General features: G+C 51.7%; 22 protein-coding genes and 1 rRNA gene. 9 read left to right on the plus strand and 14 right to left on the minus strand.

The window, feature by feature from the left end:
- Positions 1-35 precede the first annotated feature (35 nt).
- The 10 genes from atpA to asnC form a co-directional block, all read right to left on the minus strand.
- The gene (gene atpA, locus SK38_RS21975; RefSeq protein WP_003023802.1) at positions 36-1,577 is read right to left on the minus strand and encodes a F0F1 ATP synthase subunit alpha; all 1,542 of its coding nucleotides are present in this window, start codon (positions 1,575-1,577) and stop codon (positions 36-38) included.
- A 12-nt stretch (positions 1,578-1,589) separates the two neighbouring features.
- Positions 1,590-2,123: a F0F1 ATP synthase subunit delta gene (gene atpH / locus SK38_RS21980; RefSeq protein ID WP_003827024.1), complete on the minus strand. Its 534-nt coding sequence runs from the start codon at positions 2,121-2,123 to the stop codon at positions 1,590-1,592.
- A gap of 14 nt (positions 2,124-2,137) precedes the next feature.
- Positions 2,138-2,608 carry a F0F1 ATP synthase subunit B gene (gene atpF / locus SK38_RS21985; protein ID WP_003827022.1) on the minus strand — a complete coding sequence of 157 codons (471 nt, stop codon included), beginning with the start codon at positions 2,606-2,608 and terminating at the stop codon, positions 2,138-2,140.
- 59 nt (positions 2,609-2,667) lie between these two features.
- Positions 2,668-2,907 (minus strand): F0F1 ATP synthase subunit C, encoded by a 240-nt coding sequence (gene atpE / locus SK38_RS21990; RefSeq protein ID WP_003023794.1) that lies wholly within the window; start codon positions 2,905-2,907, stop codon positions 2,668-2,670.
- Positions 2,908-2,953: 46 nt separating this feature from the next.
- Positions 2,954-3,769 (minus strand): F0F1 ATP synthase subunit A, encoded by an 816-nt coding sequence (gene atpB, locus SK38_RS21995; RefSeq protein ID WP_003023792.1) that lies wholly within the window; start codon positions 3,767-3,769, stop codon positions 2,954-2,956.
- Between the two features lie 7 nt (positions 3,770-3,776).
- Positions 3,777-4,157, minus strand: coding sequence for a F0F1 ATP synthase subunit I (gene atpI / locus SK38_RS22000; protein WP_003827019.1), 381 nt, complete (start codon positions 4,155-4,157; stop codon positions 3,777-3,779).
- A gap of 614 nt (positions 4,158-4,771) precedes the next feature.
- Complete coding sequence (gene rsmG, locus SK38_RS22005; protein WP_003827017.1) at positions 4,772-5,395, minus strand: 16S rRNA (guanine(527)-N(7))-methyltransferase RsmG; 624 nt, start codon at positions 5,393-5,395, stop codon at positions 4,772-4,774.
- A gap of 102 nt (positions 5,396-5,497) precedes the next feature.
- On the minus strand, positions 5,498-7,387 hold the full coding sequence (gene mnmG, locus SK38_RS22010) for a tRNA uridine-5-carboxymethylaminomethyl(34) synthesis enzyme MnmG (RefSeq protein WP_003827014.1): 1,890 nt from the start codon (positions 7,385-7,387) through the stop codon (positions 5,498-5,500).
- Positions 7,388-7,759: 372 nt separating this feature from the next.
- On the minus strand, positions 7,760-8,209 hold the full coding sequence (mioC, locus tag SK38_RS22015) for an FMN-binding protein MioC (protein WP_003827013.1): 450 nt from the start codon (positions 8,207-8,209) through the stop codon (positions 7,760-7,762).
- Between the two features lie 88 nt (positions 8,210-8,297).
- Positions 8,298-8,756: a transcriptional regulator AsnC gene (gene asnC / locus SK38_RS22020; RefSeq protein ID WP_003023780.1), complete on the minus strand. Its 459-nt coding sequence runs from the start codon at positions 8,754-8,756 to the stop codon at positions 8,298-8,300.
- Positions 8,757-8,907: 151 nt separating this feature from the next.
- On the opposite strand from asnC, the gene asnA reads away from it, so the two are divergent.
- The gene (asnA, locus tag SK38_RS22025; RefSeq protein WP_003827009.1) at positions 8,908-9,900 is read left to right on the plus strand and encodes an aspartate--ammonia ligase; all 993 of its coding nucleotides are present in this window, start codon (positions 8,908-8,910) and stop codon (positions 9,898-9,900) included.
- 3 nt (positions 9,901-9,903) lie between these two features.
- Here asnA and viaA read toward each other — a convergent pair whose 3' ends face one another.
- On the minus strand, positions 9,904-11,355 hold the full coding sequence (gene viaA / locus SK38_RS22030) for an ATPase RavA stimulator ViaA (protein WP_008786554.1): 1,452 nt from the start codon (positions 11,353-11,355) through the stop codon (positions 9,904-9,906).
- Positions 11,349-12,845 (minus strand): ATPase RavA, encoded by a 1,497-nt coding sequence (gene ravA, locus SK38_RS22035; RefSeq protein WP_020996042.1) that lies wholly within the window; start codon positions 12,843-12,845, stop codon positions 11,349-11,351. Before ravA ends, viaA begins: the two co-directional genes overlap by 7 nt.
- Positions 12,846-13,174: 329 nt before the next feature.
- Here ravA and kup point away from each other — a divergent pair, with 329 nt between their 5' ends.
- The 7 genes from kup to rbsR all read left to right on the plus strand — a co-directional run bounded on the left by kup (position 13,175) and on the right by rbsR (position 21,121).
- The gene (gene kup / locus SK38_RS22040; protein ID WP_003827003.1) at positions 13,175-15,043 is read left to right on the plus strand and encodes a low affinity potassium transporter Kup; all 1,869 of its coding nucleotides are present in this window, start codon (positions 13,175-13,177) and stop codon (positions 15,041-15,043) included.
- A 192-nt stretch (positions 15,044-15,235) separates the two neighbouring features.
- A complete protein-coding gene (rbsD, locus tag SK38_RS22045; protein WP_048237060.1) occupies positions 15,236-15,655 on the plus strand; it encodes a D-ribose pyranase in 420 nt (139 codons plus the stop codon).
- A 7-nt stretch (positions 15,656-15,662) separates the two neighbouring features.
- Positions 15,663-17,168: a ribose ABC transporter ATP-binding protein RbsA gene (gene rbsA / locus SK38_RS22050; RefSeq protein ID WP_003023764.1), complete on the plus strand. Its 1,506-nt coding sequence runs from the start codon at positions 15,663-15,665 to the stop codon at positions 17,166-17,168.
- A gap of 5 nt (positions 17,169-17,173) precedes the next feature.
- Positions 17,174-18,139, plus strand: a complete 966-nt coding sequence (gene rbsC, locus SK38_RS22055; RefSeq protein WP_003826999.1) for a ribose ABC transporter permease — start codon at positions 17,174-17,176, stop codon at positions 18,137-18,139.
- A 24-nt stretch (positions 18,140-18,163) separates the two neighbouring features.
- Complete coding sequence (rbsB, locus tag SK38_RS22060; protein WP_003023760.1) at positions 18,164-19,054, plus strand: ribose ABC transporter substrate-binding protein RbsB; 891 nt, start codon at positions 18,164-18,166, stop codon at positions 19,052-19,054.
- 141 nt (positions 19,055-19,195) lie between these two features.
- Entirely contained in the window at positions 19,196-20,125 is a 930-nt protein-coding gene (gene rbsK / locus SK38_RS22065; RefSeq protein ID WP_048237061.1) for a ribokinase, read from the plus strand.
- 3 nt (positions 20,126-20,128) lie between these two features.
- Positions 20,129-21,121, plus strand: coding sequence for a ribose operon transcriptional repressor RbsR (rbsR, locus tag SK38_RS22070; RefSeq protein WP_153753940.1), 993 nt, complete (start codon positions 20,129-20,131; stop codon positions 21,119-21,121).
- On the opposite strand, the gene mdtD is transcribed toward rbsR, so the two are convergent.
- Both mdtD and SK38_RS22080 read right to left on the minus strand, forming a co-directional pair.
- A complete protein-coding gene (gene mdtD, locus SK38_RS22075; RefSeq protein WP_008786557.1) occupies positions 21,087-22,514 on the minus strand; it encodes a multidrug transporter subunit MdtD in 1,428 nt (475 codons plus the stop codon). The two genes, rbsR and mdtD, sit on opposite strands and share 35 nt — an antisense overlap.
- Before the next feature lies 1 nt (position 22,515).
- On the minus strand, positions 22,516-23,220 hold the full coding sequence (locus tag SK38_RS22080; RefSeq protein WP_003023753.1) for a FadR/GntR family transcriptional regulator: 705 nt from the start codon (positions 23,218-23,220) through the stop codon (positions 22,516-22,518).
- Positions 23,221-23,701: 481 nt separating this feature from the next.
- Between SK38_RS22080 and SK38_RS22085 the strand changes: the two genes are divergently transcribed.
- A 16S ribosomal RNA gene (locus SK38_RS22085) occupies positions 23,702-25,243 on the plus strand.
- The last annotated feature ends 12 nt before the right edge of the window (positions 25,244-25,255 follow it).

A 25,255-nucleotide genomic window follows, 5' to 3' on the forward strand; every position in this document is an offset into this window, starting at 1 on the left:
GCCTTGCGGTCCGCCCTAAAGCAGACCGCCAGACGTTACCAGGACTGGGTTGCCTTGAAGGAATCGAGGATAGCTTTCAGCTTGCCTTCGATTTCATCGTTATAGCCACCGGACTGGTTGATCTCTTGCATCAGCGGAGCGTGGTCACGGTCAACGTAAGCCAGCAGAGCGGCTTCGAAGCTACCGATTTTCGCCAGTTCCACATCTTCGAGGTAACCGCGTTCAGCCGCAAACAGCACCACACCCTGCTGTGCAACAGACATTGGCGCATACTGTTTCTGCTTCAGCAGTTCAGTTACTTTCTGACCATGGCTCAGCTGCTTACGAGTAGCTTCATCCAGGTCGGAAGCGAACTGAGAAAACGCTGCCAGTTCACGATACTGTGCCAGAGCGGTACGAATACCACCGGACAGTTTCTTGATGATCTTGGTCTGCGCTGCACCACCAACACGAGATACGGAGATACCCGGGTTAACTGCCGGACGAATACCGGAGTTAAACAGGTTAGTTTCCAGGAAGATCTGACCATCGGTAATGGAAATTACGTTGGTCGGAACGAACGCAGAAACGTCACCCGCCTGGGTTTCGATAATCGGCAGAGCGGTCAGGGAGCCGGTTTTACCTTTAACTTCACCATTGGTGAACTTCTCAACGTATTCCGCGTTTACGCGGGATGCGCGTTCCAGCAGACGGGAGTGGAGGTAAAATACGTCGCCCGGGAATGCTTCACGTCCTGGCGGACGACGCAGCAGCAGGGAAACCTGACGGTAAGCAACGGCCTGTTTAGACAGGTCATCGTAAACGATCAGTGCATCTTCACCGCGGTCACGGAAGTATTCGCCCATTGCGCAACCGGCATATGGTGCCAGGTATTGCAGTGCAGCAGATTCAGACGCGGTCGCCACAACAACGATGGTGTTGGACAGTGCGCCGTGTTCTTCCAGTTTACGAACCACGTTGGAAATGGTGGACGCTTTTTGGCCGATAGCCACGTACACACATTTGATGCCGGAATCACGCTGGTTGATGATGGCATCGATTGCCATCGCAGTTTTACCTGTCTGACGGTCACCGATGATCAGCTCACGCTGGCCACGACCGATTGGGATCATGGCATCAACAGATTTATAACCGGTCTGTACTGGCTGGTCGACGGACTGACGTTCGATTACGCCTGGTGCGATAACTTCGATTGGCGAGAAGCCATCGTTATCAACCGGACCTTTACCGTCAATCGGGGAACCCAGAGTGTTCACCACACGACCCAGCAGGCCACGGCCAACCGGAACTTCCAGAATACGACCCGTACACTTAACCTTCATGCCTTCGGCGAGGTCAGCGTATGGACCCATCACAACTGCACCTACGGAGTCGCGCTCCAGGTTCAGTGCGATAGCGTAACGGTTACCCGGCAGGGAAATCATCTCACCCTGCATACAATCGGCCAGGCCGTGAATGCGGATAACACCGTCACTTACAGAAACAATAGTACCTTCGTTGTGAGCTTCGCTCACAACATTGAACTGAGCAATGCGCTGCTTGATCAGTTCGCTGATTTCGGTGGAATTCAGTTGCATGCTCCAGTCCCCTTAAGACTGCAAGACGTCTGCAAGGCGCTCAAGACGGCCGCGTACGCTGCCATCAATGACCATATCACCCGCTCGGATGATTACGCCTGCCATTACAGACTTATCGATTTTGCAATTCAGCTTAACTTTGCGTGACAGACGTTTTTCCATCGCAGCACTAATCTTCGTAAGCTGTTCATCACTCAGTGCATTGGCAGAAGTGACTTCTACCTCAGAGATAGCCTCACTGGCTGCACGCAGGTGAATAAACTGCTCAAGAACATCCGGGAGCGCATTCAGACGGTTATTTTCAGCCATAACCCTAATCAGGTTTTGGCCGCTTTCGTCCAACTGCTCACCGCACACGGCGATAAACGACTCAGCGAGCGTTTCCGGCGCCAGCGCGCCAGAGAGAAGCTCTGCCATTTGTTCGTTTTTTGTCACCTCAGCGGCGAACGTCAACATATCCTGCCAACGGTCAATGCTTTGGTGCTCAACGGCAAAGTCAAAAGCTGCTTTGGCGTAGGGGCGAGCTACCGTAATAAATTCAGACATCAGCCCCTCCCTCCTTACAGTTCAGCGACAAGTTTGTCCACGATGTCGCTATTAGCAGCTTCATCCACGGAACGTTCGATGATCTTCTCGGCGCCAGCAACAGCCAGGATAGCAACTTGCTTACGCAGCTCTTCGCGAGCACGTTTACGCTCGGCGTCAATTTCCGCCTGCGCCTGTGCCACGATTTTAGTACGTTCCTGCTCTGCTTCAGTTTTAGCTTCGTCCAGGATCTGAGCACGGCGTTTGTTCGCCTGCTCGATGATTACCTGAGCTTCCGCCTTCGCTTTTTTCAGCTGGTCGGTCGCGCTGGCCTTTGCAAGGTCAAGATCCTTATGTGCTCGTTCTGCAGAAGCAAGGCCGTCAGCAATTTCTTTTTGACGTTTTTCGATGGCAGCCATTAATGGCGGCCATACGTACTTCATGCAGAACAGAACGAACAGGACAAACGCGATGGCCTGGCCGAGGATTGTTGCGTTAAGATTCACAGCACAATGCCTCTATCTAGTTAACGTTCTGATATTGCTCTTAATTCAAGCAACGCTTACTACGCGACAGCAAACATCACGTACAGACCCAGACCTACAGCGATCATTGGGATTGCATCCACCAGACCCATAACGATAAAGAACTGAGTACGCAGCAGAGGAATCAGATCCGGTTGACGCGCTGCGCCTTCCAGGAATTTACCCCCGAGGATGCCGATACCGATCGCAGCACCGATTGCCGCCAGACCCATCATCACAGCGGCAGCAATGTACAGCAGATCCATATTCAGGTTTTCCATGACAGTCTCCAGTTTGTTTCAGTTAAAACGTAGTAGTGTTGGTAAATTAATGCTCTTCAGATGCCATCGACAGATAGACAATCGTCAGAACCATAAATATGAAGGCTTGCAGCGTGATAATCAGTATGTGGAAAATGGCCCAAGGCACATTCAGGATCCACTGTGACCACCACGGCAACAGACCAGCAATCAGAATGAAAATCAGCTCACCGGCATACATGTTGCCGAACAGTCGCAGACCAAGAGAGATTGGTTTGGACAGCAGGCTTACCCCTTCAAGGATTAAGTTGACAGGGATGAACGCCCAGTGATTGAACGGCTGCAGCGTCAACTCTTTCGCGAAGCCACCGATGCCTTTCATTTTGATGCTGTAGAACAGAATGAGGATAAATACGCCCAGCGCCATCGACAGGGTGATGTTCACGTCAGCAGACGGAACCACACGCAGAGCCGGTAGGCCAAAGATATGCTCACCGATGTACGGCAGCAGGTCGATAGGCAGCAAATCCATCAAGTTCATCAGGAATACCCAGACGAAAATCGTCAGGGCCAGCGGAGCAATCAGCTTGCTTTTGCCATGGTACATGTCTTTCACGCTACCATGCACAAAGCCGATTACCAGCTCAATCGCGGTCTGAAATTTACCTGGTACGCCGCTGGTCGCCTTTTTGGCTACGCTACGGAACATAAGCAGGAACAACAGACCCAGAACCACCGAGAAGAAAATGGAGTCAATATTGAGCGTCCAGAAGGTGGCTGGGGGGTTGTGCGGATCCACCAGCGAGAATGTACGTAGGTCCAACTGAAGGTTATTCAGATGGTGTCCTATGTAATCCTGCGGCGTCATATTTTCTGAAGCCATGATGCCTTTACCCTTTGTTGTTAATTACAGCCGGCGCCAGTATCTGAACCACCAGCACCAAAACCCACGTAACGATCAGCGGCATGAATACCGCTTTCAAAACAGCCAACGCCACCACCAACAACACCAGCATCGCTAATACCTTGAAGGCTTCGCCGAAAGCGAACGACCAGGCTACTCGGCCCTTCGCTGGTGTATGTACCTGGTGACGCCAGGCAAATATCATAAACAACACATTAGGCAGTAACACTGCCAATCCTCCACACAACGCGGAGATGCCCCAGAAAGGGTCTTTGAGGCTAAACAGCAATCCACTTGCTATTACAACCAGAAGCTGTGTGAGCAAAAGCTTACGAGCAACGTTTCGACTCAAGAGCGACATAGACATCACGTTTTTACTCCTGCTCCCTTCGAGGTATGCCGCGTGTCGTATAAAACGTTCTTTATGGCTTAGAGTCAAGCATCAAAAAGCGGACAAATTATACGGTGCGCCTTCGTGATTTCAAACAATAAGTAGCTAAAAAGTGAATAAATGTTTAAATATTTTTCGCTGCCCCACATTTATTACTTTTAGGCAAACTGTGAACGATCATGCAAAACTGCAAATGCCGCGAAAACACTGGCGCCAAAGCGTGCACCAGATCACATATTGAACATATTCACCTTCACATAATTTATTTACGTGGCAATTGATGCCTTTTCATCTTTTTGATATTTAAGCGTAAAAATAGCCACTATTTCAAAAACAACGCCTAACAACAAAAAAACCGCTCATTGACATTTATAATAAAAAATTAACACGAACGGTGATTCTTACGTTCTATTTTTAGCAGACTGATATTTTCACAGCTGACTTGTTTCGCTTTTAACAAAAAACGGTACGTTATAGTTATGATGCAAAACCGTAAGGCACTAGTGAAATGTAACGACATTTAACCACACTATTACCTATGACTTTTAACACCTGAAAAGCCGTTTTTTCTCTATTTTTTTTGATAAAAATTAAATTTTGTTTGGCTTAATAACCACCAAATGACGTTCACCATCCAACTGCGGAACGCGTAATTTTTCGACGGACTCAACGCTGAATTCTGCTGGCAGAGAATCAATTTCATCTGCAGGCAACTGCCCTTTTAGCGCATAAAAACGCCCATTCTGGCCCGGCAAATGGTGACACCAGCTCACCATATCATTGAGTGAAGCGAAAGCACGGCTAATCACCCCATCAAACGGTGGTTCTGAAGGAAATTCTTCAACACGGCTTTGCACTGGAGTGATGTTAGTAAGCGCAAGCTCATGCTGCACCTGACGCAAGAAACGAACACGTTTTCCCAGGCTATCGAGCAGTGTGAAATGCGCTTCAGGGCGCACGATAGAGAGCGGAATTCCCGGCAGGCCCGGTCCCGTACCTACATCGATAAAACGCTCACCCTTCAGATACGGTGCAACGACAATGCTGTCCAGAATATGGCGCACCAGCATTTCGTTTGGATCCCGCACCGACGTCAGGTTGTAGGCTTTGTTCCATTTGTGCAGCATATCGACATACGCAATCAGCTGATTTTTCTGGTGATCGGTAAGAGAAATACCGGCATCAGCCAGCAGACGAGAGAGTTTGTTGAGCACGGTCGTTACCTGTTAATAATCAAATGCCCGATGCGCTTTCGCTTATCGGGCCTACAAATTTGTACGGCGGGCAAGCGAAGCGCTCCCGCCAAAATAGTGTTATCAAGCGCTGCGGCGCAGCATACCTTGTTTTTTCAGCCATACCAGCAGAATGGAGATGGCGGCAGGCGTTATGCCGGAAATACGCGATGCCTGACCGATCGAAACGGGTTTGTGATCGTTCAGCTTAGCGATAACTTCATTCGACAAGCCAGAGACCTGACGATAATCCAGCGTTGCAGGCAACAGGGTGTTTTCATTGCGCTGTTGTCTTTCAATTTCTTCCAGCTGACGGGCAATATACCCTTCGTATTTCACCTGAATCTCAACCTGTTCTGCGGCCTGAGCATCATCAAGCGCGGGTGCGAACGCAGATAAAGAGGTCAACTGAGCATAGGTCATATCCGGGCGACGCAGCAGATCTTCACCGCTCGCTTCACGTGACAGAGGTGTAGCCAGGTGAGCATTCACTTCTGCTGCGGACTCCGCTAACGGATTCACCCAGGTTGATTTAAGACGTTGGCGTTCCTGTTCGATACGCTCCAGTTTCTCGTTGAAGCGAGCCCAGCGCTCATCGTCCACCAGACCCAGTTCACGACCAATTTCGGTCAGACGCAGGTCGGCGTTATCTTCTCGCAGCATCAGACGGTATTCAGCGCGAGATGTGAACATACGGTACGGTTCTTTGGTGCCCAGCGTACACAGGTCGTCCACCAGCACGCCAAGATAAGCCTGATCGCGACGCGGTGCCCATCCCTCTTTTTCAGCAGACAAACGTGCGGCGTTCAGACCAGCCAGCATGCCTTGTGCGGCAGCTTCTTCATAACCGGTTGTACCGTTAATCTGGCCCGCAAAGAACAGACCCTGGATGAATTTGCTTTCCAGAGTAGGTTTCAGGTCACGCGGATCGAAGAAATCATACTCAATCGCGTAGCCTGGGCGGACGATTCTGGCATTTTCCATCCCCTGCATGGAGCGGACAATTTGCATCTGCACATCGAACGGCAGGCTGGTGGAGATGCCATTCGGGTAAATTTCGTTAGAGGTCAGTCCTTCCGGTTCGAGGAAGATCTGATGCTGGTTACGATCGGCAAAGCGCATAACTTTGTCTTCGATCGACGGGCAGTAGCGTGGGCCGATACCTTCGATCACGCCAGCGTACATTGGGCTACGATCGAGGTTATTGCGGATCACGTCATGGGTTTTCTCATTGGTATGCGTGATGTAACACGGCATCTGGCGTGGATGCTGAGAAGCATCGCCCAGGAATGAGAAGACCGGCATCGGGTTATCGCTGTTTTGCTGGCCGAGCACGCTGAAATCAATTGTGCGCGCATCGATACGCGGCGGTGTACCGGTTTTCAGGCGGCTGACGCGCAGCGGCAGTTCACGCAGACGGCGTGACAGCGGGATGGACGGCGGATCGCCAGCGCGGCCACCGCTGTAGTTATCCAGACCAATATGAATTTTGCCGTCGAGGAAAGTCCCCACGGTTAATACGACCGCTTTGGCACGGAACTTCAGTCCCATTTGGGTTACTGCTCCCACAACGCGATCGTTTTCGACAATCAGATCTTCAACCGCCTGCTGGAAGATCATCAGGTTGGGTTGATTTTCAAGTGCAGTGCGTACCGCCTGGCGATAGAGCACACGATCGGCCTGAGCTCGGGTAGCGCGAACGGCTGGCCCTTTGCTTGCGTTTAGTATCCTAAACTGGATACCCGCGTGGTCGATCGCTTTTGCCATCAACCCACCAAGCGCATCCACTTCTTTTACCAGGTGTCCCTTCCCAATACCGCCGATCGCCGGGTTGCAGCTCATCTGCCCCAGAGTATCGATATTGTGTGTCAAAAGCAGGGTTTGTTGTCCCATTCGCGCCGCGGCCATTGCGGCCTCGGTGCCTGCATGACCCCCGCCAATGATGATGACGTCAAAAGGATCCTGATAAAACATGGTAATTGCCTCGCATAACGCGGTGTGAAAATGGATTGAAGCCCGGGCCGTGGATTCTACTCAACTTTAGTCGATGGAGAAAGACCTGGGATCCTGGGTATTAAAAAGAAGATCTTTTTATTTAGAGATCTGTTTTATTGTGATCTCTTATTAGGATCGCACCTTTCTGTGGATAAGGACGATCCTTTAAGTAAGATCAACAGGTTGCTGAGGATCATTAGCTGTGAATGATCGGTGATCCTGGTCCGTATAAGCTGGGATCAGAATGAAGGGTTATACACAACTCAAAAACTGAACAACGGTTGTTCTTGGGATAACTACCGGTTGATCCAAGCTTTTAACCAGAGTTATCCACATAAAAAAGTACGATCTTTACAAATCTCTGAGCAACGGATGCCACGATCCAAGCCAAATTTCAGCCGGATCTTCCGGAATTTCATGTTCCAGCACGTTGATCCTGAGAGTTTCGCCGATCTGTTTTGCCCCACAGGCCTTCAATTCGGCTTCCAGCTTGTCGATTGCGCCGCAAAAGGTGTCATATTCACGACTGCCGATCCCGATTGCACCAAAGCGCACTTGTGACAGGTCCGGCTTTTGCTCGCGTAACGCATCATATAAAGGCTGCAGGTTGTCAGGAATATCTCCCGCACCGTGCGTGGAGCTGATAATCAGCCAGATCCCGTCAGTCGGAACCTCTTCAAGCATTGGCCCATGCAGTATTTCGCTGGAAAAACCGGCGTCGTCCAGCTTTTCAGCCAGATGCTCTGCTACATATTCCGCACTGCCAAGCGTACTACCGCTGATAAGAGTGATGTCTGCCATGATCGCCCACCTTTATAAAGAGGGCGTATTGTACGCTGTGAGCGAGCTGGGATCTACCTGTGGAAAACCAGGGGATTAAAAAAACCGATCATGGCTTGATGGTGCGCATGATCGGGTTTTGCAGGACGATCAGCGTTTCCGTGGACTGAATTTCGTCAATTGTTTGGATCTTGTTGATAAGTACCTGCTGCAATGCGTCGATCGACTTGCACATCACCTTAATAAAGATGCTGTAGTGCCCGGTGGTGTAATACGCTTCGGTCACTTCATCGAGGCTTTCCAGTCTGGCCAGCGCTGACGGATAGTCTTTCGCACTTTTCAGGATGATGCCGATAAAGCAGCCGACGTCATAACCCAATTGTTTGGGACTGACATCAATCCGCGCGCCGGTAATGATCCCCGCCTGCTTCATCTTTTCTACGCGAACGTGAATTGTTCCTGGGCTGACGCCGAACTGTTTGGCTAATTCTGCGTAGGCGGTACGAGCATTTTCCATTAAGGCGTCAAGAATGCCGCGGTCCAGATTGTCGATCTGATAATTTTCCATAGGTTTTTCTTATGTAGATTAATGATTCCCTCTATTTTAGACGTAATTTTTAACGAATCAAAATCGAAGTCGGCTTTTTGTTTGTTGATTATTGAATATTACCTCCATTCTGTTGCTTAATCATAGGCAACAGGACACAGGAGTACACATAATGAAAACCGCTTACATTGCCAAACAACGTCAAATTAGCTTCGTAAAATCTCATTTTTCTCGCCAGCTGGAAGAGCGTTTAGGCCTGATCGAAGTTCAGGCGCCGATCCTCAGCCGCGTTGGAGATGGTACGCAGGATAACTTGTCGGGCTGTGAAAAAGCGGTGCAGGTGAAGGTTAAAGCATTGCCAGACGCTCAATTCGAAGTGGTTCATTCACTGGCGAAGTGGAAGCGTCAAACGTTAGGACAACACGACTTTAGCGCAGGCGAGGGGCTGTACACGCACATGAAAGCCCTGCGTCCCGATGAAGATCGCCTCTCCCCGCTGCACTCAGTGTACGTTGACCAGTGGGACTGGGAGCGCGTGATGGGCGACGGTGAGCGTCAATTCTCCACTCTGAAAAGCACGGTAGAGGCTATCTGGGCGGGAATTAAGGCCACCGAAGCTGCGGTTAGCAAAGAGTTTGGTCTGGCACCGTTCCTGCCAGAGCAGATCCACTTTGTTCATAGCCAGGAGCTGTTATCTCGATATCCGGATCTTGATGCAAAAGGTCGTGAACGTGCGATCGCTAAAGAGCTGGGTGCGGTATTCCTGGTTGGGATCGGCGGTAAGCTCAGTGACGGTCACCGTCATGACGTACGTGCGCCGGATTATGATGACTGGAGTTCAGCATCCGAGCTGGGTCATGCCGGTCTGAACGGTGATATTCTGGTCTGGAACCCGGTTCTGGAAGATGCGTTTGAGCTGTCTTCTATGGGGATCCGTGTGGATGCTGACGCCCTGAAACACCAGCTGTCTCTGACCGGTGATGAAGATCGCCTGAGTCTGGAGTGGCACCAGGCGCTGCTGCGCGGTGAAATGCCTCAGACAATTGGTGGCGGCATTGGGCAGTCGCGTCTGACCATGCTGTTGCTGCAATTACCGCACATTGGTCAGGTTCAGTGTGGCGTATGGCCGGCCCAGGTACGTGAAAGCGTCGCATCTCTGCTGTAACAATTAACGCCGCCAGCGTCTGAGCAGGCGGCTTCGCATCCCGGTATCAAAGCGCCAGATATGATCGAAAATGCGCATGATGCCGGGTTTGCCATGTGCTGACATCGCCACCGCGTGAAAACGGTGCTGGTGCACCCGCTGTAATTCACCCACTTTATTGACGACCTCATCGGGCAATCGCTGAGCGATAAAATCTGAGATCACCACCGCATCGGCATCAAACCATTCCCGACCCTGCATGCGCTCAATTATGGCGCGAAAACAGCTGGCAATATCAGTGCCGCCACGAAAGCGCTGACTTAAAAAGCGGATCGCCTGTTCGATGCCCTCCGGACCGGAAAGCTCATAGCGCACCACTTCTGTTGAAAACAGCATAATGAAACAGCGCCGGTTATCGGCAAGGGCAACGCGCATTAGCGCCAGGCAAAAGGCTTTCGCACACTGCTCATTAAATCCGCCCATCGATCCCGAGGTATCAACGCAGACGATAAAAGGCCCGCGCGGCTGCTCGTCAAAATCCTGATGCACCACCGGACGTTCCGTTACTTTCTCACGCCATGCTTCGCCGTGCAGGCGGTAGGTGAGCAGTTGCTTTTCCACCAGCCGTCGGTAGAACTCGTATTCCAGTTCGGTAATGCCCAGCGTGGCCAGCTCTGGCGGTAGCAGGCGCAGGATATCGTCACTTTGCTGGATGCCATCCACCTGCTCCGGGACGGTTGCCGGTTCGCGCACCAGCGTACGGAAGGTTTCCATTGGCGCATCTTTACGCGGCACGGATTTCGCCTCTCTGGAACGACCTAACTGCTCGGCCAGGCGCTGGAGTTCGGGTTGTTGCGTCAGAAATTCGCCGTATTTCACCATCAACTGATAATCACCGCGCTTGATTTGGCCCGCGCTCATATCCCACAACCGGCCTGCTGCGTTGTCATTTTCTGCCAGTACAGGTTCCAGTTGCCCGCTGAGGGTCATCCGTTCTTGTACTTCACTGAGCAAATGCTCGCGCTCTTCTTCCAGCAGTTGCTGATTCAGCGTTGTGGTTTGCACTACCAGGCTCAGGCGCCAGCGCTGGAGAAAAAGCGTATGTAGGGCGGGCGTAAAGGTGCTGTTGTCATTGACCAGTTGCTGCGCTTGCCCGGCCCAAGGCGAATGGAGGCGGTGCAATAGGGATAATATTTGCGGTAGCTGAACGATAAACTGCGCATGAGAGAGGAGCTGGCTTTGTTGATAGCACATAACCTCCTCCATCAGCTCCGGCGGTACATGGGTATCTTTGAGGCGGCTACGCAATGATTCACGCCAGCGGGGAATGTCGTCAGTGATCGCTTTTTTAAGGCGAGGAAATTTTTTAAAAAATACCACCATCTTTGGGGAAGCCAGCAGGGCGACGATCATCTCTTCGATCATCGCCTCTTCGCTGACTGCCAGCATGATGTTGAGCGTATCAAGGGTCAGCATTGTTGCGCCTGGCGGATTTGCGCCCCGACATCCTGCAGGCTGGCCTCAATGCGGCCTAACCAGTCGCTATGAATAAACAGGCATTTTTGCTGTTCGCTGAATGCGCTGTGCTGCTGATGCCACTCGTTATCGAGCGCTTCAAGCTCCTGTTTTATCTCTGCGGGCATACTCTCTTGCGAAGCCCCCGGCAGCGCCAGGCGAGAACCTTGTAAACTGACATCGCGTACAACCAGATGCTGTGCGCTATCGACTTCCATATTCAGCGTTTGGGCAAAGCCGATCCCGTTTAGTTTTCCGCGGATCTCACCGCCTTTTGTTAGCCACAGTTCCAACGCACCACGTTCGAAAGCTATATGGATAACCTCCATATCATGCAGTTTTAAAGGCTTTTGCAGCAGTAATGTCACGACAGAAGACGAGGCTTCTGGCGGTAAATCATAATGAGGACGACGGCTGAACATTCCGCCCTGGCGGATCACCGTGAACGCCGTTTTGTCGCTTTGCTGCTGCTGGAGCTGAATGCGGCGCTGCACAATGCTGCCCAGGCGCGTCAGCATGGCTTGCTGTTGCCAGGCGTGTCCGGTCATCAATATTTCAAGCTGTTGTTGCATCAGATTCAGGCTTTGTGCGTCGTACCACAGGCAATCTTTCAGCAGGATCAGGTCGATAGGTACTACCGCATCGCGTCCGCTAAAGAAAGCGCTGGCCTGGAGTAAGCGGATCGCTTTTTTCCAGCGACGATCGGACACATAAGGAGCATTCGGTAACACGTCCAACTGCTGGCGCAGCGTGAAAATGAGCTCAAACACGCGATCGGGAAGCTTGATCGCACCAATGTCTTTTTGCCACTGGTGATACTCTTCATCCGTCACCTGTAATGATGCCGGGACCGGATTGTCGCTTTCATCCTGCTGACTTAACAGCATGGAGCGGAAATTGGCCTTGTCCTGAACTTTATCCAGCCACAGACGAATCAGCATACGGTCGTACAGCGCTTCCAGGCTGCTGTCGGCTTCAGGCAGTTCGTTGGAAGCCGCCACCAGCAGACGCATCGGAATTTTTTCTTCATACGCGCCGTTACGGAAGTGACGTTCGTTAATGGCGGTCAACAGGGTGTTAAGAATTGCCGGGCCTGCTTTCCAGATTTCATCGAGAAAAACGATTTCAGCTTCAGGAAGATAGCCCGCCGTTAAGCGTTCATAGCGACCTTCGTCTTTTAACGCCTGAATGGACAGCGGACCAAACACCTCTTCGGGCGTAGAGAAGCGCGTCATCAGGTATTCAAAAGCGCGTGCGTTTTGGAAGGCAAACTTCAGTCGGCGGGCAATTAAGCTTTTTGCGATCCCCGGGGGACCTAATAAGAAAACGCTCTCGCCGCTGAGTGCTGCCAGCAGACACAGACGAATGGCGTGGCTACGTTCATAAAGTCCCTTTTCCAGCGCATTGCTCAGACGGGAAATTCTTTCCGCTAATAAATGTGGGTGAGCCATAATGAAGTGGCGTCCTTTCGCCAAATGTACTGCATAAACTGCGAGTATAGATGCTTCACACCATTGCAGTAATAGACTGAAGGTGCGCTTATTTTTCTTTGAGCCAGATTAATCTGGTCTCATTTAGGGGTACGATTTTGTGATTAATCGTGCATACTGTGCGCCTTTTTGTGGGCCAAGGGACGACGCACACATTTCTTATATATACACCAAATCAATCAAGCTGCACCAAGGCGGCAATGGAGTTTTCTTCTGGGATGGGGGGAATAACGAATGCAGCCCACACGGAGTGGCTTGAGAGATGATGTGTATAAACGAAAGACGAGTCTATGAGCACTGATAATAAACAATCATTGTCTGCGATTACCCTTGCGGCCATTGGGGTTGTCTACGGTGATATTGGTACCAGCCCACTTTATACGCTTCGTGAATGTTTGTCCGGCCAGTTTGGTTTTGGCGTTGAACGTGATGCCGTATTTGGTTTTCTCTCGCTGATTTTCTGGCTGCTGATCTTTGTTGTCTCCATTAAATACCTGACGTTTGTCATGCGCGCAGATAACGCCGGAGAAGGCGGGATCCTGACGCTGATGTCATTGGCCGGGCGTAATACCTCGGCGCGAACAACATCCATGCTGGTCATTATGGGATTGATAGGCGGCAGCTTCTTCTATGGTGAAGTGGTGATTACGCCAGCCATTTCGGTGATGTCTGCAATTGAAGGTCTGGAGATAGTTGCCCCGCAACTGGATACCTGGATTGTTCCGCTCTCAATAATTGTGCTGACCCTGCTGTTTTTGATTCAAAAACACGGTACCGGCATGGTCGGTAAGCTGTTTGCGCCGATTATGCTGCTATGGTTCCTGACGCTCGCGGTATTAGGTGTGCGCAGTATTATTGGCAATCCGGAAGTGCTGCAGGCGCTCAATCCGTATTGGGCGGTGCATTTCTTCCTCGAATTCAAAACGCTGTCCTTTATCGCGCTGGGTGCGGTGGTGCTGTCGATTACCGGTGTTGAAGCGCTGTATGCGGATATGGGCCACTTCGGTAAATTGCCGATTCGTCTGGCATGGTTTTCCGTGGTATTGCCTTCACTGGTGCTGAACTATTTTGGGCAGGGCGCGTTGTTGTTAAAGCATCCTGAAGCGATCAAAAACCCGTTTTTCCTGCTGGCGCCGGACTGGGCATTAATTCCATTGTTGATCCTCGCCGCGCTGGCAACGGTCATCGCCTCTCAGGCGGTTATCTCCGGCGTCTTCTCGCTGACGCGTCAGGCCGTACGTCTGGGGTATTTATCGCCGATGCGTATCATCCATACCTCGGAAATGGAATCGGGCCAGATTTACATTCCTTTCGTTAACTGGATGCTCTATTTTGCGGTAGTTATCGTGATTGTGAGCTTTGAACACTCCAGTAACCTTGCCGCGGCGTATGGGATTGCGGTAACGGGGACGATGGTACTGACTTCAATTCTGTCGACCACCGTGGCGCGCAAAAACTGGCACTGGAATAAATACTTCGTCTTCCTGATCCTGGTGGCGTTCTTGTGCGTCGATGTTCCGCTGTTCTCCGCGAACCTCGATAAGCTTATTTCTGGCGGTTGGCTGCCTCTGACGCTGGGTCTGGTGATGTTCACCATCATGACCACCTGGAAAAGCGAACGCTTCCGTCTGCTGCGTCGCATGCATGAGCACGGTAACTCTCTGGAGGCGATGATTGCTTCTCTGGAGAAATCGCCACCGGTACGCGTGCCGGGAACGGCGGTGTATATGTCCCGCGCACTGAACGTCATCCCGTTTGCGCTTCTGCATAACCTCAAGCATAACAAGGTGCTGCATGAGCGCGTTATTCTGCTGACGCTGCGCACGGAAGATGCACCCTATGTTCACAACGTGCGTAGGGTGCAGATTGAGCAGTTATCGCCCACCTTCTGGCGCGTGGTGGCCAGCTACGGTTGGCGCGAAACGCCGAACGTGGAGGAAGTGTTCCATCGCTGCGGTCTGGAAGGCTTAAGCTGTAGGATGATGGAAACGTCCTTCTTCATGTCGCATGAGTCGTTGATTGTAGGCAAGCGGCCATGGTACCTGCGTCTGCGCGGCAAGCTGTATCTGCTGCTACAGCGCAACGCGCTGCGCGCGCCGGACCAGTTTGAAATCCCACCGAACCGGGTTATTGAGCTTGGTACTCAGGTAGAGATTTAATCTCATCGACGCCCTCTTTCATCGCGAAAGGGGGCGTTTTGTTTTGCCCCTCTCAGTTTTCATTTCATCAAATGATAATCCTTGCGAAACGTTTCGATGGCGATCACATTTTCGTAACGTCGCGGTGGTTTTCTGTCCACTCTTCGCACTACACTTATCTCCAGCGAAACGTTTCGCTAGTGGGGAAAGAAAATGAAGAAAGGCACGGTACTCAACTCTGAAATTTCAACGGTGATCTCCCGTCTGGGGCATACCGATACGCTGGTGGTGTGTGATGCAGGTTTACCCATCCCGAACAGCACAACGCGTATTGATATGGCATTAACCCAGGGCGTACCTTCTTTTATGCAGGTACTGGATGTGGTCACACGTGAAATGCAGGTCGAGGCGGCCATTCTCGCGTCGGAAATTAAACAACATAATCCGCAACTCCACAAAACGTTGCTCAGCCACATTGAGCAACTGCAACAACACCAGGGAAACACCATAGAAATTCGTTACACCACGCATGAACAATTCAAAAAACAAACCGCAGACAGTCAGGCGGTAATTCGCAGCGGAGAATGTTCTCCGTATGCGAATATCATTCTCTGTGCTGGCGTCACGTTCTGAGGCCATCATGAACGCATTACTGCAACTTAAAGGGATCGATAAAGCGTTCCCGGGCGTAAAAGCGCTATCCGGCGCCGCGCTGAATGTCTACCCTGGCCGCGTAATGGCGCTGGTGGGCGAAAACGGCGCGGGCAAATCCACCATGATGAAAGTGCTGACCGGGATCTATACCCGTGATGCCGGTTCTTTATTGTGGCTGGGGAAAGAGACCACCTTTAACGGCCCGAAATCCTCCCAGGAAGCCGGAATCGGTATCATCCACCAGGAGCTGAACCTGATCCCGCAACTCACTATCGCCGAGAACATTTTTCTTGGCCGTGAGTTTGTGAATCGCTTTGGCAAAATTGACTGGAAGAAGATGTACGCCGAAGCCGATCTGCTGCTCGCCAAACTGAATCTGCGCTTTAAAAGCGACAGACTGGTTGGTGAGCTGTCGATTGGCGATCAGCAGATGGTCGAAATTGCCAAAGTGCTGAGCTTTGAATCGAAGGTCATCATTATGGATGAACCGACGGATGCCCTCACCGACACTGAAACCGAATCCCTGTTCCGCGTCATCCGCGAACTGAAATCCCAGGGACGCGGCATTGTCTATATTTCTCACCGTATGAAAGAGATCTTCGAGATTTGCGACGACGTAACCGTCTTCCGCGACGGGCAGTTTATTGCCGAACGTGAAGTTGCCTCGCTGACTGAAGACTCGCTGATTGAAATGATGGTGGGACGTAAGCTGGAAGATCAGTACCCGCGCCTGGAAAAAGCGCCGGGTGATATTCGCCTGAAGGTCGATAACCTGTGCGGTCCTGGCGTAAACGATGTTTCGTTCACGCTGCGTAAAGGCGAGATCCTTGGCGTATCCGGGCTGATGGGGGCCGGACGTACCGAACTGATGAAAGTGTTGTACGGCGCATTGCCGCGCACCAGCGGTTACGTCACGCTTGATGGCCATGAAGTGGTTACCCGTTCGCCGCAGGATGGGTTGGCTAACGGCATCGTCTATATTTCTGAAGACCGTAAACGCGATGGCTTAGTGCTGGGCATGTCGGTGAAAGAGAACATGTCACTGACCGCGCTGCGTTATTTCAGCCGCGCCGGTGGAAGCCTTAAACATAAAGATGAGCAGCAGGCGGTGGGTGATTTTATTCGTCTGTTCAATGTTAAAACACCATCAATGGAACAGGCTATCGGCCTGCTTTCCGGTGGTAACCAGCAGAAAGTGGCGATTGCGCGCGGTCTGATGACCCGGCCAAAAGTGCTGATCCTTGATGAACCAACGCGCGGCGTTGACGTTGGGGCCAAGAAAGAAATCTATCAGCTTATCAACCAGTTTAAGGCTGACGGGCTGAGTATCATTCTGGTCTCCTCTGAGATGCCAGAAGTATTGGGCATGAGCGATCGAATTATCGTTATGCATGAAGGGCATCTCGGCGGTGAGTTCACTCGCGAGCAGGCCACTCAGGAAGTATTAATGGCTGCCGCTGTGGGCAAGCTTAATCGCGTGAATCAGGAGTAAAAAAGATGACTACCCAGGCTGTTTCTGGTCGCCGTTATTTCACTAAAGCATGGCTTCTGGAGCAAAAGTCGCTCATCGCTCTGTTAGTGCTGATCGCGATTGTTTCCACCATGAGCCCTAACTTTTTTACCGTTAATAACCTGTTCAACATTCTCCAGCAAACGTCGGTGAACGCCATCATGGCCGTTGGCATGACGCTGGTTATCCTGACGTCGGGTATCGATCTGTCCGTCGGTTCCTTGCTGGCGCTTACTGGTGCGGTTGCGGCTTCAATTGTAGGGATTGAGGTCAATGCGCTGGTGGCTGTTGCTGCAGCCCTGGCGCTCGGCGCTGCCATTGGCGCAGTCACCGGGGTGATTGTTGCGAAAGGCCGGGTGCAGGCGTTTATTGCAACGCTGGTGATGATGCTGCTTCTGCGCGGCGTGACCATGGTGTACACCAACGGCAGTCCGGTTAATACCGGATTTACTGACAATGCCGATCTGTTTGGCTGGTTTGGTATTGGTCGTCCGCTAGGCATCCCTACGCCAGTGTGGATCATGGGGATTGTCTTCCTCGCGGCGTGGTACATGCTGCACCACACTCGTCTGGGCCGTTATATCTACGCGCTGGGCGGTAACGAAGCGGCAACGCGTTTGTCTGGTATCAGCGTCAGTAAAATCAAAATTATCGTTTACTCACTGTGCGGTCTGCTGGCATCGCTGGCGGGCATCATTGAAGTCGCGCGACTCTCCTCCGCACAACCGACGGCAGGTACTGGCTATGAGCTGGATGCTATCGCAGCGGTGGTGTTAGGCGGTACCAGCCTGGCGGGTGGTAAAGGACGTATTGTTGGGACGCTGATCGGCGCATTGATTCTTGGTTTCCTCAATAATGGTTTGAATTTGTTAGGTGTATCCTCCTATTACCAGATGATCGTCAAAGCGGTGGTGATTTTGCTGGCGGTACTGGTAGACAACAAAAAGCAGTAACAACGATTACAGGACATCTTAAATATGAACATGAAAAAACTGGCTACCCTGGTTTCTGCTGTTGCGCTGAGCGCCACCGTGAGCGCGAATGCGATGGCGAAAGATACCATTGCGCTGGTGGTCTCCACCCTCAACAACCCGTTTTTTGTTTCTCTGAAGGATGGGGCGCAAAAAGAGGCGGATAAGCTGGGTTACAACCTGGTGATTCTGGACTCGCAGAACAATCCGGCGAAAGAGCTGGCTAACGTTCAGGACTTAACGGTTCGTGGAACTAAAATTCTGCTGATCAACCCGACTGACTCTGATGCCGTTGGTAATGCTGTGAAGATGGCTAACCAGGCAAAAATTCCGGTTATTACCCTTGACCGTGTTGCCTCCAAAGGCGAAGTGGTAAGCCACATCGCGTCTGATAACGTGTTGGGTGGCAAAATTGCGGGTGATTACATCGCGAAGAAAGCAGGTGAAGGCGCGAAAGTTATCGAACTGCAGGGGATTGCCGGAACTTCAGCGGCGCGTGAGCGTGGCGAAGGTTTCCAGCAGGCCGTTGCGGCACACAAATTTAACGTACTGGCCAGCCAGCCGGCAGACTTCGACCGCACCAAAGGTCTGAACGTCATGCAGAACCTGCTGACCGCGCATCCTGATGTGCAGGCCGTATTTGCCCAGAACGATGAAATGGCGCTGGGTGCGCTGCGCGCACTGCAAACCGCGGGTAAATCTGATGTGATGGTGGTTGGATTTGACGGCACTCCAGATGGCGAAAAAGCAGTAAATGATGGCAAACTGGCTGCGACCATTGCTCAGTTGCCGGATCAGATCGGCGCGAAAGGCGTTGAGACTGCGGATAAAGTCCTGAAAGGCGAGAAGGTTCAGGCTAAATATCCGGTTGACCTGAAGCTGGTCATCAAGCAGTAATACCGATTCAGGTCGCTCGCGGCCTGATGGAGACATAAATACGCCATCCCCGTATCTGATTTTGGGGATGAAAGCGTAAAAAGAAAAGCAGGGCACGCGCCACCCTAACCCGGTGGCGCACTTTGACTTGGAACACCAAATATGAAAACCGCAGGCAACCTCGTTGTTCTTGGCAGTATCAATGCCGATCACATCCTTAACCTTAACTCTTTCCCGACACCTGGTGAAACCGTAACTGGTAGTCATTATCAGGTCGCATTTGGCGGTAAAGGCGCGAATCAGGCTGTTGCTGCGGGTCGTAGTGGCGCGAATATCGCATTCATTGCCTGTACGGGCGATGATGATATTGGCGAAAGTGTGCGTAAACAGTTAGCCAAAGACAACATCGATATCGCGCCGATTAGCGTAATTTCGGGGGAATCGACCGGTGTGGCGTTGATTTTTGTGAATGGTGAAGGTGAGAACGTTATCGGCATTCATGCCGGAGCGAACGCAGCTCTTTCGCCAGCGTTGGTGGAAGCACAGCATGAGCGTATTGCTCAGGCGTCCGCCTTACTTATGCAGTTAGAATCACCGATCGAAAGCGTACTGACTGCAGCAAAGATTGCACATCAAAATAAGACCATGGTCGCCCTGAACCCGGCACCGGCACGTGAACTTTCTGATGAACTGCTGGCGCTGGTGGATATTATTACCCCGAATGAAACCGAGGCTGAAAAGCTGACGGGGATCCGGGTCGAAAATGATGAAGATGCGGCCAATGCGGCGCAGGCATTGCACGCTAAAGGTATCCATACTGTACTGATTACTTTAGGTAGTCGCGGTGTGTGGGCCAGCGTTAATGGCGAAGGTCAGCGAGTGCCCGGTTTTAAAGTGGAAGCCGTTGATACTATTGCCGCTGGAGACACCTTTAATGGCGCGTTAATTACAGCGTTACTGGAAGATACTCCGCTGCCTGAAGCGATCCGTTTTGCGCATGCCGCTGCGGCGATTGCGGTTACCCGTAAAGGCGCACAGCCTTCCGTTCCGTGGCGCGAAGAAATAGAAGCGTTTTTAAGTCAACAGAGGTAACGCTTGGCTACAATGAAGGACGTCGCCCGCCTGGCGGGTGTTTCCACGTCGACGGTTTCTCACGTCATTAATAAAGATCGCTTTGTCAGTGAGTCCGTCACTGGCAAAGTAGAAGCTGCGATTAAAGCGCTTAACTACGCGCCCTCCGCGCTGGCGCGTAGCCTCAAGTTAAACCAGACCCGTACGATTGGCATGTTAATCACTGCCAGTACCAATCCCTTCTATTCTGAACTAGTGCGCGGCGTTGAACGTAGCTGTTTTGAGCGCGGTTACAGCCTGGTGCTGTGCAATACCGAAGGCGATGAACAGCGCATGAACCGTAACCTGGAAACCCTGATGCAAAAACGTGTGGACGGCTTGTTGCTGCTCTGCACCGAAACACATCAGCCTTCCAGAGAGATAATGCAGCGTTATCCTTCTATACCGACCGTGATGATGGACTGGTCGCCTTTTGATGGTGAAAGCGATCTGATTCAGGATAACTCCTTGCTGGGCGGGGATTTAGCCACACAACATCTTATCGAAAAAGGTTTTACGCGCATTGCCTGCATCACCGGGCCGCTGGATAAAACCCCGGCGCGTTTGCGTCTGGAAGGATATCGGGCAGCAATGAAGCGGGCGGGGTTGCCTGTCCCGGAAGGCTACGAGATTACCGGTGACTTTGAGTTCGGCGGCGGCTTTGAAGCTATGCAAACGTTGCTGTCGCATAAACAGCGACCGCAGGCCGTTTTTACCGGCAATGATGCAATGGCAGTTGGCGCGTATCAGGCTCTGTACCAGTCAGGATTGCGCATTCCGCAGGATATGGCTGTGGTGGGTTACGATGATATCGAGCTGGCGCGCTATATGACGCCGCCCCTGACAACCATCCACCAACCAAAAGATGAATTGGGCGAACTGGCCATCGATGTATTAATTCACCGGATGGCGCAGCCCGCATTACAGCAACAGCGTTTGCAGCTTACTCCTGTTCTGATGGAGCGGGGGTCGGTTTAGGTTTGTGCCGATCTTTGATCAGGTTACGTCCATCTTTGGCTTTTAGCAGCATGAACATCAGCGCGGATATTACCGTGATAGCGCCCATCGTCATAAAGGTGTAGTGGAACTGTTCGACCGTATTGGTTCCTTCCATACCTTCATAGATACGCAGAACGGCGGCGCTGATGGCAACCCCTAAACTGATTGATAACTGCTGAGTAACGGCCAATACGCTGTTGCCGCTGCTGGCGTTTTCATCGGTCAGATCCGCCAGAGTGATGGTATTCATTGAAGTAAACTGGGTGGACATCGCCATACCTAAAATGAACAACGGCAGGATTAGCATCCAGATCGGCATGGCAGGAGATTGCAAAGCGAACTGCGCAATCATCAGGCCGATAAATACCGTAACACCCACCAATGTGGTCCTGTAGCCGAGTTTGCGCAGTACCTGCGTCACCATGGATTTTGCCAGAATTGAACCCAACGCTGTTGGCGCCATCATGCAGCCGGCTATCAGAGCCGGATATCCAAATCCTACCTGCAACATCAGCGGCATTAAGAAGGGCACGCAGCCTGTGCCCAGGCGAGTGGCGAGGTTTCCGGCGATCCCAACAGAAAAGGTCCGAGTCTTAAATATCGGAAGCGATATCAGCGGCGTTGGGTGGCGACGCGCATGGCGAATATAGGCGAGTAGTAACAACACACTGGCAAGAATAATACCGAGTGCGACCCAGGTCTCGACAAGCTTCTCACCGAACAATTCAACGCCGCTGGAAAACAACACCAGGCTCAAACCAAACAGAAAGAAACCGGTCATATCAAAACCGCGGCGTGGCGTGGTGAAGTTCGGCATATATTTGCGGGCATAGAAGATACCGGCAATGCCAATTGGAATATTAATCAGGAAGATCCAGTGCCAACTGGCCCATGTAACCAGTACACCGCCCAATACCGGACCTAAAATCGGCCCCACAAGTCCTGGCATGGTGACGAAGTTAAGCACGGGAAGCAGTTCGCTGCGGGGGTAAGCACGCAATAACGCCAGACGGGCAACGGGCATCATCATGGCGCCACCGATCCCCTGAATGACACGGAAAATCACCAGCTCGCTTAAGGAACTGGACAGCGCACAGGCCAGCGATCCCAACGTAAACAGGCTAACGGCAATCATAAAGACGCGTCGGGTACCAAATCGGTCTGCCAGCCAACCACTTACCGGGATCAGCATCGCGACAGTCAGGGTATAGCTGATAATGGCCGACTGCATGGCGAGTGGAGAGCGGTTAAGACTATGTGCTATTGCGGGTAGGGCGGTATTGAGGATCGTGGCGTCTAGTGCCTGCATAAAAAAGGCCATGGCTGCTATCCACGGTAGCCCGGCCATACTGCGTGATTTCTTTTCTGACATATTATTTATCCGGTAGCACGTTCGGTGCTATCAGCAATGCCTGACAGGCAGCAAAGGCGCGATCGCCATCGTTATCATCTATTGCGTCGACAATGGCCTGGTGCAAATCCAGTTTCACCACATCGTTATAGGTAATAGAGGTAAAGTAGGTCTGGTAAACCGAATGGAACAGAGATGCAAAGGAAATAAGGAACGGATTCGCACTCATTTCATAGATGTGCTCATGCCAGGCGATATCAACCTCAATCCAGCGTTCGCGTCTGAAGTTTCTTTTCAGCTCGACCATCTCTTCCATCAGCGTGTTGAGGTGCGCTTTCTGTTCAGCCGTACCTATGGTCGCTGCCAGTAAGCACGCCTGAGGCTCCAGGCTGATACGCATCACCAGAAAATGTTTAATGACCTGCGGGAAATTATCTTCTGTCATCCACCAGGTGAGCAGCTCCTGGTCAAGGAAGTTCCAGTTTGCTTGCGGCATGACGCGTGTACCAATACGTGGGCGCGGTAATACCATACCTTTTGCCGTTAATGTTTTTACTGCCTCTCTTACCGCGGTGCGACTCACGCCAAACTGATCGCCTAGCTCTATTTCGCCAGGCAATATCGCACCCGGTGCGTATTCACCTTTTAATATTCGCTGAGCCAGCTTTTCGGCCAGAACGTAGGACAAGTTTTTCTGTGCGGCTAGCTGTTGGGCATTTAACGGCATGAATGTTCTTCCTTACTCTTTTTCTTATTCATTAGTATGCCACCTGGAAGTGTGATTGCGGCTGCAAAAACGGCAATTTGCTTATTTTATGGCATGTTAATGGTTGTTTTGGTGAAAAAACACGCACTCGGAAAGTTATTTTAAATTTCCCCTTGTCAGCCTGAAATAACTCCCTATAATGCGCCTCCACTGACACGGAACAACGGATTACAAGCCGCCGGGTCAGCGGGGTTCCACTGAGAACTCCGGCGAAGAAAGCGAAATTAAATGCTTGACTTCGTAGCGGGATGGCGTAATATGCACACCCCGCGCCGCTGAGAAAAAGCGAAGCGGCACTGCTCTTTAACAATTTATCAGACAATCTGTGTGGGCACTCGAAGATACGGATTCTTAACGTCGCAAGACGAAAAATGAATACCAAGTCTCAACGAGTGAACACGTAATTCATTACGAAGTTTAATTCATTGAGCATCAAACTTTTAAATTGAAGAGTTTGATCATGGCTCAGATTGAACGCTGGCGGCAGGCCTAACACATGCAAGTCGAACGGTAGCACAGAGGAGCTTGCTCCTTGGGTGACGAGTGGCGGACGGGTGAGTAATGTCTGGGAAACTGCCCGATGGAGGGGGATAACTACTGGAAACGGTAGCTAATACCGCATAACGTCGCAAGACCAAAGAGGGGGACCTTCGGGCCTCTTGCCATCGGATGTGCCCAGATGGGATTAGCTAGTAGGTGGGGTAACGGCTCACCTAGGCGACGATCCCTAGCTGGTCTGAGAGGATGACCAGCCACACTGGAACTGAGACACGGTCCAGACTCCTACGGGAGGCAGCAGTGGGGAATATTGCACAATGGGCGCAAGCCTGATGCAGCCATGCCGCGTGTATGAAGAAGGCCTTCGGGTTGTAAAGTACTTTCAGCGAGGAGGAAGGTGTTGTGGTTAATAACTGCAGCAATTGACGTTACTCGCAGAAGAAGCACCGGCTAACTCCGTGCCAGCAGCCGCGGTAATACGGAGGGTGCAAGCGTTAATCGGAATTACTGGGCGTAAAGCGCACGCAGGCGGTCTGTCAAGTCGGATGTGAAATCCCCGGGCTCAACCTGGGAACTGCATCCGAAACTGGCAGGCTAGAGTCTTGTAGAGGGGGGTAGAATTCCAGGTGTAGCGGTGAAATGCGTAGAGATCTGGAGGAATACCGGTGGCGAAGGCGGCCCCCTGGACAAAGACTGACGCTCAGGTGCGAAAGCGTGGGGAGCAAACAGGATTAGATACCCTGGTAGTCCACGCCGTAAACGATGTCGACTTGGAGGTTGTGCCCTTGAGGCGTGGCTTCCGGAGCTAACGCGTTAAGTCGACCGCCTGGGGAGTACGGCCGCAAGGTTAAAACTCAAATGAATTGACGGGGGCCCGCACAAGCGGTGGAGCATGTGGTTTAATTCGATGCAACGCGAAGAACCTTACCTACTCTTGACATCCACGGAATTTAGCAGAGATGCTTTAGTGCCTTCGGGAACCGTGAGACAGGTGCTGCATGGCTGTCGTCAGCTCGTGTTGTGAAATGTTGGGTTAAGTCCCGCAACGAGCGCAACCCTTATCCTTTGTTGCCAGCGGTTAGGCCGGGAACTCAAAGGAGACTGCCAGTGATAAACTGGAGGAAGGTGGGGATGACGTCAAGTCATCATGGCCCTTACGAGTAGGGCTACACACGTGCTACAATGGCATATACAAAGAGAAGCGACCTCGCGAGAGCAAGCGGACCTCATAAAGTATGTCGTAGTCCGGATTGGAGTCTGCAACTCGACTCCATGAAGTCGGAATCGCTAGTAATCGTGGATCAGAATGCCACGGTGAATACGTTCCCGGGCCTTGTACACACCGCCCGTCACACCATGGGAGTGGGTTGCAAAAGAAGTAGGTAGCTTAACCTTCGGGAGGGCGCTTACCACTTTGTGATTCATGACTGGGGTGAAGTCGTAACAAGGTAACCGTAGGGGAACCTGCGGTTGGATCACCTCCTTACCTTAAAGAACC

Origin of the sequence: Citrobacter sp. MGH110 (genome assembly GCF_001037515.1) — a bacterium.
GTDB classification, from domain to species: domain Bacteria; phylum Pseudomonadota; class Gammaproteobacteria; order Enterobacterales; family Enterobacteriaceae; genus Citrobacter; species Citrobacter portucalensis.